13 protein-coding genes are annotated in these 15,572 nt (G+C 45.3%); 7 read left to right on the top strand and 6 right to left on the bottom strand.

Annotated elements, in window-relative coordinates; genetic code table 11:
* Positions 1-15 precede the first annotated feature (15 nt).
* From GJS45_RS06165 to GJS45_RS06150, 4 genes are read left to right on the top strand one after another with little or no spacing between them, the layout of a single operon-like run.
* Positions 16-1,173 carry a hypothetical protein gene (locus tag GJS45_RS06165; RefSeq protein ID WP_162340602.1) on the top strand — a complete coding sequence of 386 codons (1,158 nt, stop codon included), beginning with the start codon at positions 16-18 and terminating at the stop codon, positions 1,171-1,173.
* A 6-nt stretch (positions 1,174-1,179) separates the two neighbouring features.
* Positions 1,180-3,075 (top strand): OmpA family protein, encoded by a 1,896-nt coding sequence (locus GJS45_RS06160; protein WP_162340601.1) that lies wholly within the window; start codon positions 1,180-1,182, stop codon positions 3,073-3,075.
* A gap of 19 nt (positions 3,076-3,094) precedes the next feature.
* The gene (locus GJS45_RS06155) at positions 3,095-3,808 is read left to right on the top strand and encodes an SIR2 family NAD-dependent protein deacylase (RefSeq protein ID WP_162340600.1); all 714 of its coding nucleotides are present in this window, start codon (positions 3,095-3,097) and stop codon (positions 3,806-3,808) included.
* 37 nt (positions 3,809-3,845) lie between these two features.
* Positions 3,846-4,472, top strand: coding sequence for a hypothetical protein (locus GJS45_RS06150; RefSeq protein ID WP_162340599.1), 627 nt, complete (start codon positions 3,846-3,848; stop codon positions 4,470-4,472).
* A gap of 1 nt (position 4,473) precedes the next feature.
* On the opposite strand, the gene GJS45_RS06145 is transcribed toward GJS45_RS06150, so the two are convergent.
* From GJS45_RS06145 to GJS45_RS06135, 3 genes are all read right to left on the bottom strand, one after another.
* Positions 4,474-5,271, bottom strand: coding sequence for a hypothetical protein (locus GJS45_RS06145; RefSeq protein WP_162340598.1), 798 nt, complete (start codon positions 5,269-5,271; stop codon positions 4,474-4,476).
* A gap of 199 nt (positions 5,272-5,470) precedes the next feature.
* A complete protein-coding gene (gene mgrA / locus GJS45_RS06140; RefSeq protein ID WP_162340597.1) occupies positions 5,471-6,490 on the bottom strand; it encodes an L-glyceraldehyde 3-phosphate reductase in 1,020 nt (339 codons plus the stop codon).
* Positions 6,491-6,536: 46 nt separating this feature from the next.
* Positions 6,537-7,910 (bottom strand): exonuclease domain-containing protein, encoded by a 1,374-nt coding sequence (locus tag GJS45_RS06135; protein WP_162340596.1) that lies wholly within the window; start codon positions 7,908-7,910, stop codon positions 6,537-6,539.
* Between the two features lie 172 nt (positions 7,911-8,082).
* On the opposite strand from GJS45_RS06135, the gene GJS45_RS06130 reads away from it, so the two are divergent.
* Positions 8,083-8,622, top strand: a complete 540-nt coding sequence (locus GJS45_RS06130; protein ID WP_162340595.1) for a DinB family protein — start codon at positions 8,083-8,085, stop codon at positions 8,620-8,622.
* Positions 8,623-9,198 (top strand): sugar O-acetyltransferase, encoded by a 576-nt coding sequence (locus GJS45_RS06125; protein ID WP_162340594.1) that lies wholly within the window; start codon positions 8,623-8,625, stop codon positions 9,196-9,198.
* On the opposite strand, the gene GJS45_RS06120 is transcribed toward GJS45_RS06125, so the two are convergent.
* Positions 9,195-10,877 (bottom strand): AMP-binding protein, encoded by a 1,683-nt coding sequence (locus GJS45_RS06120; protein WP_162340593.1) that lies wholly within the window; start codon positions 10,875-10,877, stop codon positions 9,195-9,197. The genes GJS45_RS06125 and GJS45_RS06120 overlap by 4 nt on opposite strands.
* A 202-nt stretch (positions 10,878-11,079) precedes the next feature.
* Here GJS45_RS06120 and GJS45_RS06115 point away from each other — a divergent pair, with 202 nt between their 5' ends.
* Positions 11,080-11,694 (top strand): DUF4230 domain-containing protein, encoded by a 615-nt coding sequence (locus GJS45_RS06115; RefSeq protein WP_162340592.1) that lies wholly within the window; start codon positions 11,080-11,082, stop codon positions 11,692-11,694.
* Positions 11,695-12,188: 494 nt separating this feature from the next.
* Here the strand turns inward: GJS45_RS06115 and GJS45_RS06110 are convergent, their stop codons facing one another.
* Both GJS45_RS06110 and GJS45_RS06105 read right to left on the bottom strand, forming a co-directional pair.
* Complete coding sequence (locus GJS45_RS06110; RefSeq protein ID WP_162340591.1) at positions 12,189-13,106, bottom strand: DUF4249 domain-containing protein; 918 nt, start codon at positions 13,104-13,106, stop codon at positions 12,189-12,191.
* Between the two features lie 5 nt (positions 13,107-13,111).
* The gene (locus tag GJS45_RS06105) at positions 13,112-15,460 is read right to left on the bottom strand and encodes a TonB-dependent receptor (RefSeq protein ID WP_162340590.1); all 2,349 of its coding nucleotides are present in this window, start codon (positions 15,458-15,460) and stop codon (positions 13,112-13,114) included.
* Between the last annotated feature and the right edge of the window lie 112 nt (positions 15,461-15,572).

Below are 15,572 nucleotides of genomic sequence, written 5' to 3'. Positions count from 1 at the left end.
ATTCTAATCATGCATATGAAAAAATATTTATGGATCGTTGTCTTAGTTCTCCTATCGGTTTCAGTTCAGGCGCAGCATCAATCGATTGTATTTTCGACGGAAAAAAATCAACTGAACGGTGGTTTACCCCTGCCCTCTGAAGCACCTTTTTATGTAGAGGGGAATTTACCTACCGGTATCAAACGGGTGGAGCTCAAGATTTTCAAGAGTAAAAAGAATGAAAACCAGGCAGACTTTTATTTCTGGAAGGCCCCTTATCAAAGTAGTCCCCAAAATTACGAAATTTTTGTTGCCTACCCCTTACGCAGCAGTGATAACTATACCCTGAAATTTTACTTTTACAGCGAGTCAGACTCCGAGGAGACCCTTTCTCTGCGGGATGCCTTGCATGAAAATCTGGAAAGTTACGTTCAGGCCACCATTCTGGCTGGGAAGCGAGGCACACAATCCTTGAGCAGGCCGAATACCATGGTAGACCACCTGAATGAGATTGTACGACAGGGCTTAAAAAACTACCTGCATCCGCTAGACCAGGAATTTGAGGGGTTTTCAGATGTTGTTAAGCAAAAAATAGATCAAATACATGGCATTAAGTTAAATAAGGCCCGATTTAATTTACTTTCGAAAAAAACGAATCCGGATATACAGGATCAGGCCCTCTTTACAAATCAGTTAAAACAAGAGTTAATTAACCTTCTTAAGTCAGAGACGAGTCAATACCTGCGTAATCAAATGTTGATGCTGGTAGATGTTCGGGTAATTGAAAATTACCCCACGGAAAACAAACCCTATTACCTCCCTTTGAGTATTGGGTATGCGGGAACCTATTTCAGTGGAGATTTTAATAATCTGGATTACGGAACCTCCGCCTTTGGTGGTATCTCTGTCCCTCTGGGTAACAAAAATTTCACCAAGATATTGGGCAATGCTTCCCTTTCAACCGGCGTGTTTTTCAGCAATATGAGGGATAGCAATCAAACGGAAATCAGCGGCCCGCTCATCGGAAGGCCCGTTTATGTAGGGCTGGGTTACAGTTTATTCCGGGTTTTGCGATTCAACGCCGGGGCAGTCCTCACCGCTACCGATGTAAATTCCAATATTGAGAACATCACATTATATCCCTTTGTTGGCTTCAGCGCCGAATTCAGCCTTTGGTTGGGATTACGAAAATAAAAACAGATGATGATCAGAAGCAGTATCTTGCTTTTCCTTACCTATTTTCTTCTGTTAACAGAAGTTTTTTCCCAACAATATCGTTGGCGATTGGGCATTGCTACGGGTTATACCAATTACTATGGTCAACTGAGTACGTATCGGTTGCAAAAATCCGCCGATATACCGGAAGCATTCCGTACATCTTTCCCCGTAGTGCCGGAATCAAATTGGAATATAAGCCTTGAGAAACGTCTGAGGGCTGGCCTGGGGCTTTCCATTCATGGCGGCAGGCAGGCTTTGGCGGGTAATGGCATGGAATTTTCGAACTTCCACCCTAGCCAATACCATTCCACTCATTACAAGTCTAGCCTTTGGAATATTGGTTCGGCATTGATCTTTCGGATGGACAACGGCAAAATACTTCCGGAAACATCCCTCCTGGCACCCTATGCGCTTATAGGAATGGGTTGGCGTACCTGGGAAAGCCAAACCCTCAAACCGGTAGCAGGTAATCCCTTGCAGGGCTCTTCTGGAATAGAAAACGGATTAGTGACCGGACAAAATCATTCCGGGGAGCGATCTTACCTGGACATGGGTTTGGGACTGAGGCTAAGGTTATCCCATCAATTTGAACTGTTTATCCAATCCAATGCGCAAACGAATGGCGAACGACTTTTCCCAGCCTCCGAAGCTTTTTTCTCCCCGGCAGCTATCCGAAATCAACCGGCTCAGCGGGGTCCTGACAGGGACTGGTTATTTCAGCATCAACTGGGTATAAAATTCAGCTTTGCACCTAATCGGGCTAGCTTTAAAGCCAGTATTATCAGTCCCTCCGCTGCGACCTACCGGGAAGCGCCTCGCTCCGAAGTCTCCCCTAGTAGTGGGATAAATCCATCCCTGCCCGACACCATTCAGGATAGGGCTGTTCCGGAGTTGTTTATATCCGCTAATCCTACCGTTGAAAGCCCGGGTACGATGGATTCACTTGAATCACCGATAGCCAACTATTATTTTCAAGGTGCTGTGGCATCAGAAACGAAAATTCCTGCATTAGATAGCCTCGAAAACCGTTATTTCCAGTTAGAGTCCAGGGCCTATTATCCTGAATTCGATTATTCGAATGATGAAATGGAGCAAACCACCACTCCTACTACCTTCTATCCGGTTTACCCTAACTACCCTAAACCCTATTCGGATTTCCGTGTCTATCCTGAAAATTATTCCGATTTTAGAAGAAGAAACCAACAGGAACAACAAACCCGATCATTTCCTACCGAAAGGTATTCCAATACCAAACAAAACCGATCCTCCAGCAGGGTATTTGTACCGATCATTGCTCCCTTGGGTCGGAGGCCAGCAGAAGGAGCTACAGGTACAGAAGTTACGGAGAGGGCTTCTTCCGACCTAGCATTGGTGCCTCAGGTTAGTCCCGATAGCCTGTCTATAAAAACCGGGCTTCGGCTAAATCCGAGAGTACCCATCTGGTCGGAGCCATTTCCCCTACCGGGTAGCAGGTTGCCGGAAATCGTAATCCTGAACGAAACAAGAGACACCATCGCTACGGAATTAAGTCTGCCTGCCCTTTATACGGACATTTATTTTGAAATAAATCAAAGTGAGCTATCCGAAGCTGCGTTATCAAAATTAGAGGAGCTAGCCCATACACTAGAGCTTTTTCCGGATGCCGTCGTATCCCTAAAGGGCTACGCAGATCACACCGGAAGCATTACCTTTAACCTTAATCTGGTCGAAAAACGTACCCAATCGGTAGCAGGGGCCCTGGAGGAATTTGGGATCGCAAATGATCGAATTCAGCGCCAATCCGGTGCACAATTGGTCAGAACCCGGGTTCCTTCCGCGCAACCTGAAGACAGAAAGGTAGAAGTTCAGATTTTATTTTTAAATTCAGGGGTTGACTAAATAAAAACAGACTTTTACGATGGACAAACAAGAGAAAAAACACCTGGTGGTTTTAACCGGTGCGGGAGTCTCTGCGGAAAGTGGTATTCGTACGTTTCGGGATGATAATGGATTGTGGGAAGGTCATGATGTAATGGAGGTGGCGACTCCCCAGGGATGGCAAAAAAATCAGGAGCTGGTGTTGGATTTTTACAACCAACGCCGAAAGGCCTGCAAAAATGCACAACCAAACCCGGCACATTTGAAGCTTGCGGAAATGGAAAAGATGTTTGACCTGACTATCATTACCCAAAACGTAGATGACCTTCATGAACGGGCCGGTTCCTCACGGGTGATTCATTTACATGGAGAACTGTTCAAAGCACAGAGCAGTTTGGATCCAAGTCTTGTATACCCGGTAGAGGGATTTGAAATTAACCTGGGTGATACCTGTGAAAAAGGCTCCCAATTACGACCTTTTGTCGTTTGGTTTGGCGAACCCGTGCCCATGATGGAAGCGGCCATTTCGGCCGTAAAAAGTGCCGATGCTTTTGCGGTTATCGGCACCTCGCTAATGGTTTACCCGGCCGCTGGCTTATTGGACGAGGCCGCTTCGGAAATACCAAAGTTCATCATCGATCCCAAAATGCCTTCATACTACCCAGCGGCGCATTTAATACCCATTGAGGAAACAGCGGGCAAGGGCGTATTGATCATGGAGGAGCATTTGAAAAAATGGTTTTTTCCAGACTAACTCTTTTTTACTATTTTTGAGGGTAAAACAGCTACTATTGAAAACAGCAATTAAAATTTCGTCCAAAACGGAAACCGGTAAAATCCTGGCCAAAAGCCTGCTGAAACTTATCCTTGCCGGTTTTTTTATCGGTATTTTTCATTCTTTCGATGCCTGGGTTGGGTTGGTTTTGGCTTTATACCTGGTATATACCCTGGTAAAAAGGTGGCGGCTTCATGCAGATGACAAATACGTATACGCAACCGGTGCCCTAATAGGGGGTTTTTTGGGGGTTTGTTGTGAAGGATGGGGAATCTATTTTAATCATTGGGAATACCATGACCTGGGGCAACGGAGCTTTCCCTATTGGCTTCCTTTCGCCTGGGCCTTGGCCTTTACGTTTGTCTATCAATTGGAAAAAGACCTCTTCCGCTCCCTAGGCCTACAAGGAACCGGAGAAAAAATCATCCTTACCCTTTTGGTAGCCATGATTTTCCCTACGATAGGAGAAATAATCACCATACAATTAGGCGTATGGACCTACGCCTGGCCCTATCAGGTTTTTGGCGTCCCCTTATTGGCCATTTTTTTATTGGTCGTTTTCCATACCGGTGTCAATTACCTGATGGTTTTGACCTGCAGGCGGATGGGTTGGGAAAACGAGGTTTTTAATCCCTCAAACTGAATTAGCGCACCACCGTTTCCAATGTGGCCAGGTAAACCCATTTCTGATCTCGTGAGTTTAGGCCTTCTTCCACCGCTTCTTGTTGTTCATCCGTGACTTCCATGTCCTCGTATTCCATGGAATTAAAAAATTGCAAATAGTCGGAATACACATTCATGGTCAGGTGGGTGGATTTCGCCTCACTGCCCGTGGGAAGGGCTGTTCTTAGAAAGCACCAGTTTTCCATCAGGTCTGCTTGTATCTTTTTTTCATGAATGGGAAGGAATACTTCCTTTTCGGCTTTTTCGTAATCCTGAAATTTGCCTTCAACCGCTTTCATCAAATCAAAGGAGGCTAAAATCCCCGGCTTGTACTCAAAATCATCCGAGGTCCTCGCCACCTCTACCATGTAACTTCTTACAGCAAGGTCACGCATGTCCAGGGCATCCCCTATCCGCTTTCGAACGGCTTCTTCATCCATATCCGGAAAGGCTTCAAGCGCATTGCTTACCCACATATCCTCTTTGTTTCCATCCATCATTTTTACGGGATCCTCGTAGTAGGTAACGGTTACGTACTGGAAATTTTCTCCTTCCAGATCGGATCCGGACTGCAACGACCATAAATCCCAGCCTTTGATATGACCATTATCCTTGGAAACCTTATGAACCTGGGCCAAAAAATCCTTGTATTCCAGGTAATCCAACACCCGGTCGGGTTCTACTTTGATAAATTCAAAGACCACATACTGCTGTTGTTGCGCCGAAAGGCTGATGCTTGTAAATAGGGCTAGGATAGCCACAAATAGCTGCTTTTTCATAACTTGGTTAATTGGGTTCTCAGTCAATATACAAATATTAAAACAAAAAAAATACCGATTATCCGTATTTTTTACCATAAACGAGAAATGATAAATAAAAAAATCCTGCATGAAAGGAGACTCACACAGGATTTTTTCTATTCCGGAAAGGGCCTAAAATCAACGAACCAAAAAAAGCGTTGGATCAAATCGCCTTCATTCAAGACTTGAGCAGTTGCTCAATTATTGCCAGTTCTTCCTTGGAAAAATCAAGAACCTTCAGGCTGTTCACATTGTCAATGATTTGGGAAGCCTTGCTTACTCCTACCAAAACAGAAGTAATCCGTGGGTCCTTTAGCAGCCAGGCAATGGCCATTTGCGCCAAACTCTGTCCCCTATTTTTCGCCAGATCATTCAGTTGCTCTACTTTAGCCAACAGCTCGGGAGTTAGTTTTTCTGTTTGAAGGTACCGACCGTCTTTAACAGCCCTCGAATCCTCCGGAAAACCGTCCAGGTATTTATTCGTCAAAACCCCTTGTTCCAGTGGAGAAAACGCAATAGTGCCTATTCCTTCTGATTCCAGCACATCGAGCAAACCGTCCTCAACCCATCGGTCCATCATGCTGTAACGCGGCTGATGAATCAAGCAGGGAGTCCCCATCTCCTTTAACAGTTTGGATGCCTTTGCCGTATCTTCTGCACTGTATTGGGAAATTCCGACATACAAGGCTTTCCCCTGCTTTACGATCAAATCCAATGCGGCCATGGTCTCCTCCAGAGGGGTGTCCGGATCGGGTCGGTGATGATAGAAGATATCCACATAGTCCAATCCCATCCGCTTCAAGCTTTGGTCCAGGCTAGCCACCAGGTATTTCTTTGAGCCAAAATTACCGTAGGGTCCCGGCCACATGTCCCAGCCGGCCTTGGATGAAATAATCAGCTCATCCCGAAGGGCTTTGAAGTCTTTTTGAAAGATTCTCCCAAAATTTTCTTCGGCTGCACCATAGGGAGGCCCGTAATTATTGGCCAGGTCAAAATGGGTGATTCCCAGGTCAAAGGCAGTCCGCAGTATCTTTCTGCCGTTTTTGAAATCATCGCTATGCCCAAAATTATGCCAAAGACCCAACGAAATCAGGGGAAGGTCCAGACCACTCCTGCCACACCTTCTGTACGTCATGGATTCGTACCGTTTCGATTCAGGTTGATAGGGCAAAAGCGGATCTTGATCGTTAATTTTCATAGTTATTTAATTTGGTTATTTTACTAAAGGTACGTTTCTACTAACTTTATTGCATCCCGTTCAAGGGAATAATCCGGTCCGCCGGGAGTTTAGTCAGGTAAGACTGGAGCAATGCCTGTGTTTCTACCACTCTTTTTACTGGTTTAAGAAAATGCATTACTTCCTCAATTTCCTGACATTGGGCCGTTTGATCGATGTATCCGAACGCTGCCAAAAACCCGTCTTCCACAAGCAATACGGCCTCTTCCTCCCGGTTCCTTCCCTGATCTTTGATCAGAAACCGTTCTCCTTGCTGGCTGGACCTTCCACTCCATAATTGGGCTGCTTTTTGATTATAGGCATCTGGCGATTCCTCCCCGCAGCAGGCACCGGTACATTTTCCCAACTGATAGTCATAGCAGGCTCCAGACGTTTTCTGAATACCGGATAATTTGGGGCAAAGCGCCAGTTCCTCCGTTTTGTCCGACACGAGTTTCCAGGCCTCTGTGTGGCTGGTAAAGGTCATCAGCGGTTTTATTCCCGGAAAAATCTTACTCACCTGAAAACGCTGGTATCCTTGCTGGTCCTGGTAGGCAAATATCCCCCATGAAGTGGCCTTTACCTTCAGCGAGCGGTTGTATTTGGGCCAAAGTCGCTTTATTTCCATGGCTTCCAGCAGCAATGCCAGCAGCTCACTACCCGTCAGTTCATAGCTGATATCGCAAATCTCGGATTTAAGGCTGATTTTCGATTTTCCCGAAAAATGGCTGTCAAATCTGCTTCTGATATTGACTGCCTTCCCTACGTAAATTACCTTTCCATTCCTATCATGAAAATAATACACCCCTGTAGCGCAAGGAATTTGACGGTACTGTTCGTGGCTAATGTTCGGCGGGAGTGTAAGTGCTTTTTCTTTCCCTTTGATTGACCTGGCAATCTCACCGGTACCATCTTCCCGTAGCAGTTGGCCAAACAGCAAGGCAGTAGCCCAGGCATCTCCCAACGCACGATGCCTATCAGTCACCGTGATTCCCCGGGATTCGCACAGACGGCCCAAACTATAACTTCTCAAGCCGGGAAAAATTTTTCTACTCAGCCTTACCGTACACAGGCGTTTGGGCTTGTACGATTTCTTTTCCTGTTCAAAAGCTTGTCTGACAAAGTTATAATCAAAACTTACATTATGGGCGACAAAAATTTTCCCCTCCAACAATGTCCACAACTCATCCGCTACCTGTGCAAAATCAGGGGCTTCTGACAGCATGTGGGCATCTATACCGGTAAGACCTGTAATAAAAGAGGGAATACTTCTACGGGGATTGAGCAGCCGCTCGTAATGTCCGGTGATTTTTTCTCCGTCATGGAACACCACCGCAATCTCAATGATCCGGTGCTGAGCCGAGAATCCCCCGGTAGTTTCAATATCTACGATCGCATACATAAGTGAAATATAAAATAAAACCAATTGGCCGGAGAATCAAAAGGAATTGTTTTTATTTCTTTCTTGAATTCCAGTCTCCAATTGGTTAATATTAAGTTTTGGTGATGGGAAACTGCCATTGAACGGCACCCAGGCATCAGGTAAATCAATCCAGCTTTAGAAATAAAACCCTATGAACGAACAAGCCGATACCTGGCAAATGGAACTGACTCAGCTTACCTGGGAGTTTGACAAACTAGTAAAAGCGAACGACCTTACTACCCTGAACCAAAAGCCCAATCCGGAAAAATGGAGCCCTATGGAAATCCTGCAGCATCTGCTGCGCGTAAATGAATCTTATTTCACCGTTTTCGATCAAATCATTCAGGGGAATTACAAAAACCCGCTACTGGGTAAACTACCATTCTACGGCCAGAAAATGGGTGAACTCATCCTTTCTGCCAATAAAAAGCCTGTAAAAATCAAAACCTTTGCACGCTGGGAACCAACGGCAGGCATGCACAACCAGGACCTGTTGAACAGGTTTTTTGAAGTACAACACCAACTTTCGGGGTACATTCAAAAACTTGACCCCTATTTTAATCAGAAAATAATGATTGCCTCCCCGGCTAACAAATGGATTGTGTATCCACTGGATGCCACCATCGAAATCATGCTCACGCATGAGCAGCGGCATCTTACTCAATTAAAGGCCCTCTTATCGTCCGAATAAATGAAGACCGAAAAAGAAAAAATGCTGGCTGGCGAATTGTACCTGGCTTCGGACAGGGAACTTTCCCAGGAAAGGTTGCATGCCCGCATGCTGCTAAAAAAACTCAACGACAGTGCCCCGGATGAGCTCCTACTGAGGCAACAAGTCATGGAGCAGTTATTCCGTAAAATTGGCAAGGATTTTGGCATCGAACCGCCATTTTTCTGTGATTATGGCTATAATATTGAGGTGGGAGACCAGGTCTTTTTCAATTTCAATTGTACCCTATTGGATGTTTGTCCGATTACCATCGGGAATCGCTGCTTATTTGGTCCTAATGTACAAATCTATGCCGCCACTCATCCCCTAGAATCTTCAATCAGAGGTTCTTTGTTGGAATTTGGCCAGCCGGTCCGTATCGGAGACGACGTGTGGGTTGGCGGTGGGGCTATTATTTGCCCGGGGGTGCATATTGGTTCCCGTAGCATCATCGCCGCAGGAGCAGTAGTGACCAAAGAGGTGCCTTCGGATGTGCTGGTGGGTGGCAATCCAGCCAGAATCATCAAAAACCTGGACAAGCCAAGGCAGCAGACCTAAGCCTGCTGTTTTTTCTCATGATTTTCCCGGATGACTCTTCGGAGAATTTTACCGACATTGGACTTGGGCAGTTCTTTCACAAAATAGATCTCTTTGGGAACCTTGTAGCTGGTCAGGCTTTCCCGGGAAAAAGCGATCAGCTCTTCTTCAGTTAGCGATGGGTTGGTACTGACCACGTAGGCAATGACCCGTTCGGTAGACTTATCATCCGGTATGCCAATGACACCCACCTCATCTACCTGCTCGTGGCCGGCAAGGGCATCTTCTACTTCATTGGGGTACACGTTAAAGCCGGAAACCAGAATCATTTCCTTCTTCCGGTCTACGATCTTAAGGAACCCATCTTCATCCTGCATGGCGATGTCACCGGTTTTAAACCAATCTTCGTAGAAAGCCGTTTTCGTTTCCTCAGGTCGCTGCCAATATCCCGGCATTACCTGCGGTCCTTTGACACATAACTCGCCCCGCTCGCCGATGGGAAGCGCCTTGCCTTCGTCGTCTACAATTTTTACCTCGGTATTGGGTAGGGGCACCCCTATGGTTCCCAGCCTTTCGGTACCATCGATGGGATTGCAGGAAACCACGGGCGAGGTCTCGGTAAGTCCGTAACCTTCTGCCAATGGCGTTCCAGTTACCTTCTGCCAGCGCCTGGCCACGGATTGCTGTACGGCCATGCCGCCTCCTACGGCAATTTTTAACGAACTAAAGTCCAGGGAACGAAAGGATTCTTGGTTTAACAAGCCATTGAAAAGGGTATTGACGCCCGTAAAAACGCTAAAAGGGTGTTTTCTCAATTCCTTGCAAAAAGCGGGCATGTCCCTGGGATTGGTGATGAGCACGTTATGCGCTCCGATCTTCATCATAGCCAGGCAATTAACCGTCAGCGCAAAAATATGGTACAAGGGAAGGGCAGTGATGACGGTTTCTTCCCGCTCTTTAAGTTTGGGCTTCATCCAAGCGGAAATCTGCTGCATATTGGCCACAATGTTACGGTGGGTCAGCATCGCTCCTTTGGATACACCGGTAGTTCCTCCTGTGTATTGCAGGTAAGCCAGATCAGCCCCCTGCAAGGTTTGCTTCTCAAAAGCCGCCGGATTTCCTGCTGCCATTGCCTTTTTGAAATTCCAGGCTCCCGTAAGGGAATAGGCCGGTACCATCTTTTTAATATATTTTACTACTAAATTAACGATCATTCCCTTCAATCCTCCCAAAAGGTCCCCAATTTCGGTCACGACCACATGCTGCACACCCGATTCTTCCTTAATCTTCTCCAGATTGTGGGCAAAATTTGCCAAAATGACCACTGCTTTGACCCCCGAATCGGTGTATTGATGCTTCATTTCAGATGCGGTATACAGGGGATTGGTATTTACCACCACCAACCCTGCGCGCAAGGCACCGAACATGACCACGGGGTATTGGAGCAGATTGGGCATTTGGATTCCAATACGGTCCCCCTTTTTTAATCCCAACTTCTGCTGTAAAAAAGCAGCGAACTGATTCGACAATCGATCCAATTCATTAAACGAGATGGTTTTACCCATGCATTCATAGGCTACGGCATCGCCAAATTTATGAATGCTTTCTTCAAATAGGTCCACAACGCTACCGAACTCTTCGGGATCAATGACAGTAGGCACCGCTTTCGGGTAAAATTTAAACCAGGGAGATTCCTGCATGGTTGGCTTTTTTTGGTTAATGACTTGGGCTTTTTTACTAAGATATTCAATGTACCGCTTTTTTAAAATGATTTGGCTAATTTAATTCTCGAACCGACCCTATAAAATAAATGCTACCGTTCAGCGGCTCCTTTGTTGGACCTTCTGCTAATTCTCCTTTCTTTTACAGGATCATAGATGTGATTTAAAAAAACACCGAGAGATGTATCGATTTTTGGCTGGAATAGTTACCGCATTGTTGCTTTACGGGGCGATTCAATTCATTATCCGTCAAAATAGTGAACAGCAGGAAATCCAACAAAATACGGCCTTGCTCGAGCAACAAATCCAACAAGTGGGCAAGTTGTTGGTCACCGAGGGGCATTTTTCTCAGGTATTGAGTTATAAAAATACCCGGAAAAATTATTTTGATATTTTTTCGGCCAACAAAAAGGCCCTGGTCATTATCAATGCAAAAGTTACGGTTGCCTACGATCTGAGACAACTTAAAACCGAAATAGACCAGGAGGCAAAGCAGGTTCGTATCATTAGTATCCCCGAACCGGAAATTAATATTTATCCGGATTTGCAATATTACGATGTCAGCCAGGATTACTTCAATAAATTCGACGCAGCGGATTACAATAAAATAAAAGGCAGCGTTTACCAGATTCTGGAGGACAAGATCCAACAGTCCGACCTAAAAGAAGATGCCAGAGAACGCTTGCTCACCGAATTGTCAAAAATCTACCTGCTTACGGGTACGATGGGCTGGACTTTGCATTTTGAGGAAACCAGCATCAATTCTCCCGAAGAGCTGAAGGGTTTGGCGTTTTGACCTTGTACCGGAATACGCTATAATTCCAATTTGTTTACGAAAGCAGGATTGCAAATCCTGTTTATCTGAAGTTCGACATTACAAATGTCGAACAGCTCCGCTCCGCGAAATTTGTAATTCCGTGGTTCAGATAAAGGGGATTTGCAATCCCCGAAACCCTCTCTGGGTGTGGTTGGCTGTCTCTTGGTGTAGTTACTATCTTTTAGAGCAAGAGTTTTTCTGAAAATTTGCAACTTCATCCCAGCTATCCGATTAGTTTGGTTTATGAGGCATTTGTAATGCCGGAAATCAAAGACCGACCGTAACGAAAAGTGTGCTTTAAAATGCATACCATAAGCCATTACAAATGGCTTTTTGGCAGCTATTATTTGTTCATAGCACCATAGATATGGGGGTGAAGTGGCATACTCACCCAGTAATGATCCATTTTCTTTGTTAATCTGAGTAATCTGTAATGCGCCTTTTTAACACCAAAATTAATCAACCTTAGCTAATTACGGATCGATTCTCTTTACGGAAATACTCTCCCCCATGACGATACCTATCCCATTCGAGATATTGGAATACACCTGCACCGGCTGAGCAAAGGGATCCCCTTCATTCCACCATTGCAAGCCGTACGTGGAATGAAACAGGTAATAGTTTCGGGTAACAGATTTCAAGGTAAATTTAATTTCACCCTCCATATCGTCCGAAAAATAACTACCATTAAGAAAGAGATCAATGACGGCTTCTCTTCCCTCAAAAAGTTTATCGTCAATCAGTAATTCCCCATCGGTATTGTAGTCTTTTTCGTAGGTTGGGTTTTTGGGCTCCAGGTAAAGCGGGTAGTTGTCCTCGTAGTACACCATATTTCCATTCTCATCCGTATAGGTATACTGCCGGTAAAATTCTGCGGAAATCTCATAAAAATTTTCTCCTTCCGGGTCATCAAAGATAAGCGTCACATCGTCATTGGAGGACCAGGCATCCACCTGCACCGTCCCCTGGTAAATCAAATCTTTTATGGGAACAGAAATGGGGATAACCTCTGACGCTCGCACGGTTTCATATCCTTCCACATCTACTTCAACGGTATATTCATTTCCTTGCGTCAGCAGTCTGTTTAGATTTGTATATTCGCCCGTTTCTTCAACGAATGAAAGTGGGAGTGTCTCTCCTTCATGAATCAGCCTTACGGCTGCATCCTTGATGGGAACAAACTCCCAGTTATTATCCAGAATGTGCTTGCTGTAGCTAAGCCTTACGCTGGGAAAGGTATTGTGTCTGAGACTGGAGTTCAGGGTGATCTGCGGCTTTTCGAAAGGTATGTCGATATCCACGGTGGTCTCGCAGGCAAAAAGCAAAAACGCAAACCCAACGAGCTTTAGCGGGCCGGGAAAAATCGAAGTCAACAGTTTGTTCTTTTTCATTAAAATTAGAATTTAAACCCATAAGAAAAGGAGGGGATAATGGGGAAAAGGCTGTATTGAATGACCTTTCTGTTTCCCTGCCGGTCATTACCCAGATCCATAAAGAACGGATTCATCCGATTGTACACATTGTAAATTCCCAGTGTCCATTTCCGTTCGCCCCATTTTTTGGTTTTCCACCAGCTAAAGCTCAAATCCAGTCGATGGTAGTCCCTGTTTCTGAAATTATTTCGGCTTTCATAATAATTTATATTCGGTCTGGAAAATCCCCCGTAACGGTTCACTTCCATTCCCTCATAGCGTTGCGTCGGTAAGGATACTGCATTTCCGGTTCCGTAAACCCAGGCCAGAGAAAAATCCTTATTGTCCTTCCATTCGTGTGTCAGGGCCAGGCTGATATCATGCCTTCGGTCGTACTTGTAGGGAAACCACTCACCAAAATTAATCTCATCAAACCGCCTTTCGGTATTGGAAAGGGTATAGCCCAGCCAACCGGAAATTTTTCCTACTTTTCGCTGCACCAGGAACTCGGCACCATAACTCTTTCCCTCCCCGACGGCCACTTTATCCTGCCAGTCCTGGTCCAGGTTCAGGTAGGTGGCACCATCCTTATACTCAATCAACCCGTCCATGGTTTTGTAATAAGCTTCCAGACTGACTTCGAAGCCTCGGATGGTTTTAGCCCCTCCCAAAGCTACCTGCATGGATTCTTGCGGACCGATTCTGGGTGTCGCTGGTACCCAAAGATCCGTTGGCAAGCCCAATCCTGCATTGGTGAGCAAGTGTATAAATTGGGTCATCGTGACGAAGGAAGCTTTTATGGAAGTAGCCGGATTCACCATATACCGGGCAGCAATCCTCGGCTGTAGGCTATTGTAGTGTTGATCTTCGGTAAGGAAACCAGAATAATGCAGGCCCAGATTGGCCTTCAGTCGTGGGCTGAGATTAATATCGTCCTCTGCATAGACGGCATACTCCATCGAATTCAATTCGTCGGCTCCCAACCTTAAATCGTTTTCGGATTCGCTGCTTTTGCTGGCATATACTCCCGGAGAAAATTTATGAAAAATCACCTGCCCGCCAAACCGAAGGTAATGATCCGGATTGGGAATAAATTCGAAATCGGATTTGAAGGCCCAGTCTCTGATCCCCGAAAAGTATCGCTCCGAATAAACATTGGTTTCGTCCACACCAAATCCTGAAATATTTTCCTCGTAGTTGCTGAAAAGATCAAATTTATACCGGCTATGGGTAAAGGTATGGTTGCTAAATAAGCGATTGTTTATGACATTGTTCCAACGAAGGGCCGTGATGAAGTTACCCCAACGCAGGCCAAATTCTTCATCATAATCCGTCCGTTCGTTATCATTAACATAGTAGTCGTTATACCTGGAGTATGCTTTGTCATCGCCTGAGTAAACACTTAGATAAATCCGATTTTTATCGTTGACTTTATGGTTGATTTTTCCATTCAGGTCGTAAAAGTAGTACCCTACATTTTCACTACCACCAGTAGATGCCTTGATTAGGGGCCTTGCCAATAGATCCAGGTATGTTCTTCTGGCTGAAAAAATAAAAGAAGTTTGATCTTTCTTAATGGGCCCCTCTACGGTCACTTTAGATGCAATTAAGCCAATCGAGCCTTCCCCCTTTATCTCCTGCATGTTGCCTTCTTTCATGCTGATATCAATTACCGAAGACAATCGCCCCCCGTACCGGGCTGGAAATCCTCCCTTGATCAGCTCGACGTTATTAATGGCATCCGCATTGAATATGGAAAAGAACCCAAATAAATGGGAGGCATTGTAAACCGGCACCCCATCGAGCAAAATCAGGTTTTGGTCAGGACCTCCTCCCCTAACATACAGGCCGCTTCCTCCCTCCGTGCCCGATTGCACGCCGGGCAGCAACTGTAGTACCTTAAACACGTCCACCTCTCCCATAAAAGCCGGTAATTCTTTGATCTGTTTGAGGGGAACGTTAATCGAACTCATCCGGCTGACCTCCTGGATCTTGTCCATATCGCTGGCCGATACCACCACCTCTTCCAGGTTGCCATCCGGCACCAGCTCCACATTAATGACCGTATCTCCCTGCACGTTCAACTGAAGCCGTTTGGTCTGAAACCCTACAAAACTAACATAGAGATCCAGGCTATCGCTGCTACTGGTATAACTGTAAAATCCAAACTGATTGGCAACGGCTCCCTTTTCAGCAACCCTATCAAAGATATTGGCTCCTATCAGATGCTCGCCGGTTCCTGCCTCTGTAATCGTCCCACTCACAACTACTTTTTGGGCATATCCGCTTAAACTGAATAAAAGTAAAAAACAACTAAAAATTTGATTTTTCATTTTGCAAATGCCTTATATGGGGAGCGAATCGATTTATATAAAATTTCGCAAATATATTTGAAATTTTGAATCAAATGAAAACATTAGGTATAATTAACATAAATTTAATTAC

Origin of the sequence: Cyclobacterium salsum (assembly GCF_010119245.1) — a bacterium.
Lineage (GTDB): Bacteria > Bacteroidota > Bacteroidia > Cytophagales > Cyclobacteriaceae > Cyclobacterium > Cyclobacterium salsum.
Note: the sequence above shows the minus strand (reverse complement) of the source record. Positions and strands in the feature narration are given on the sequence as shown.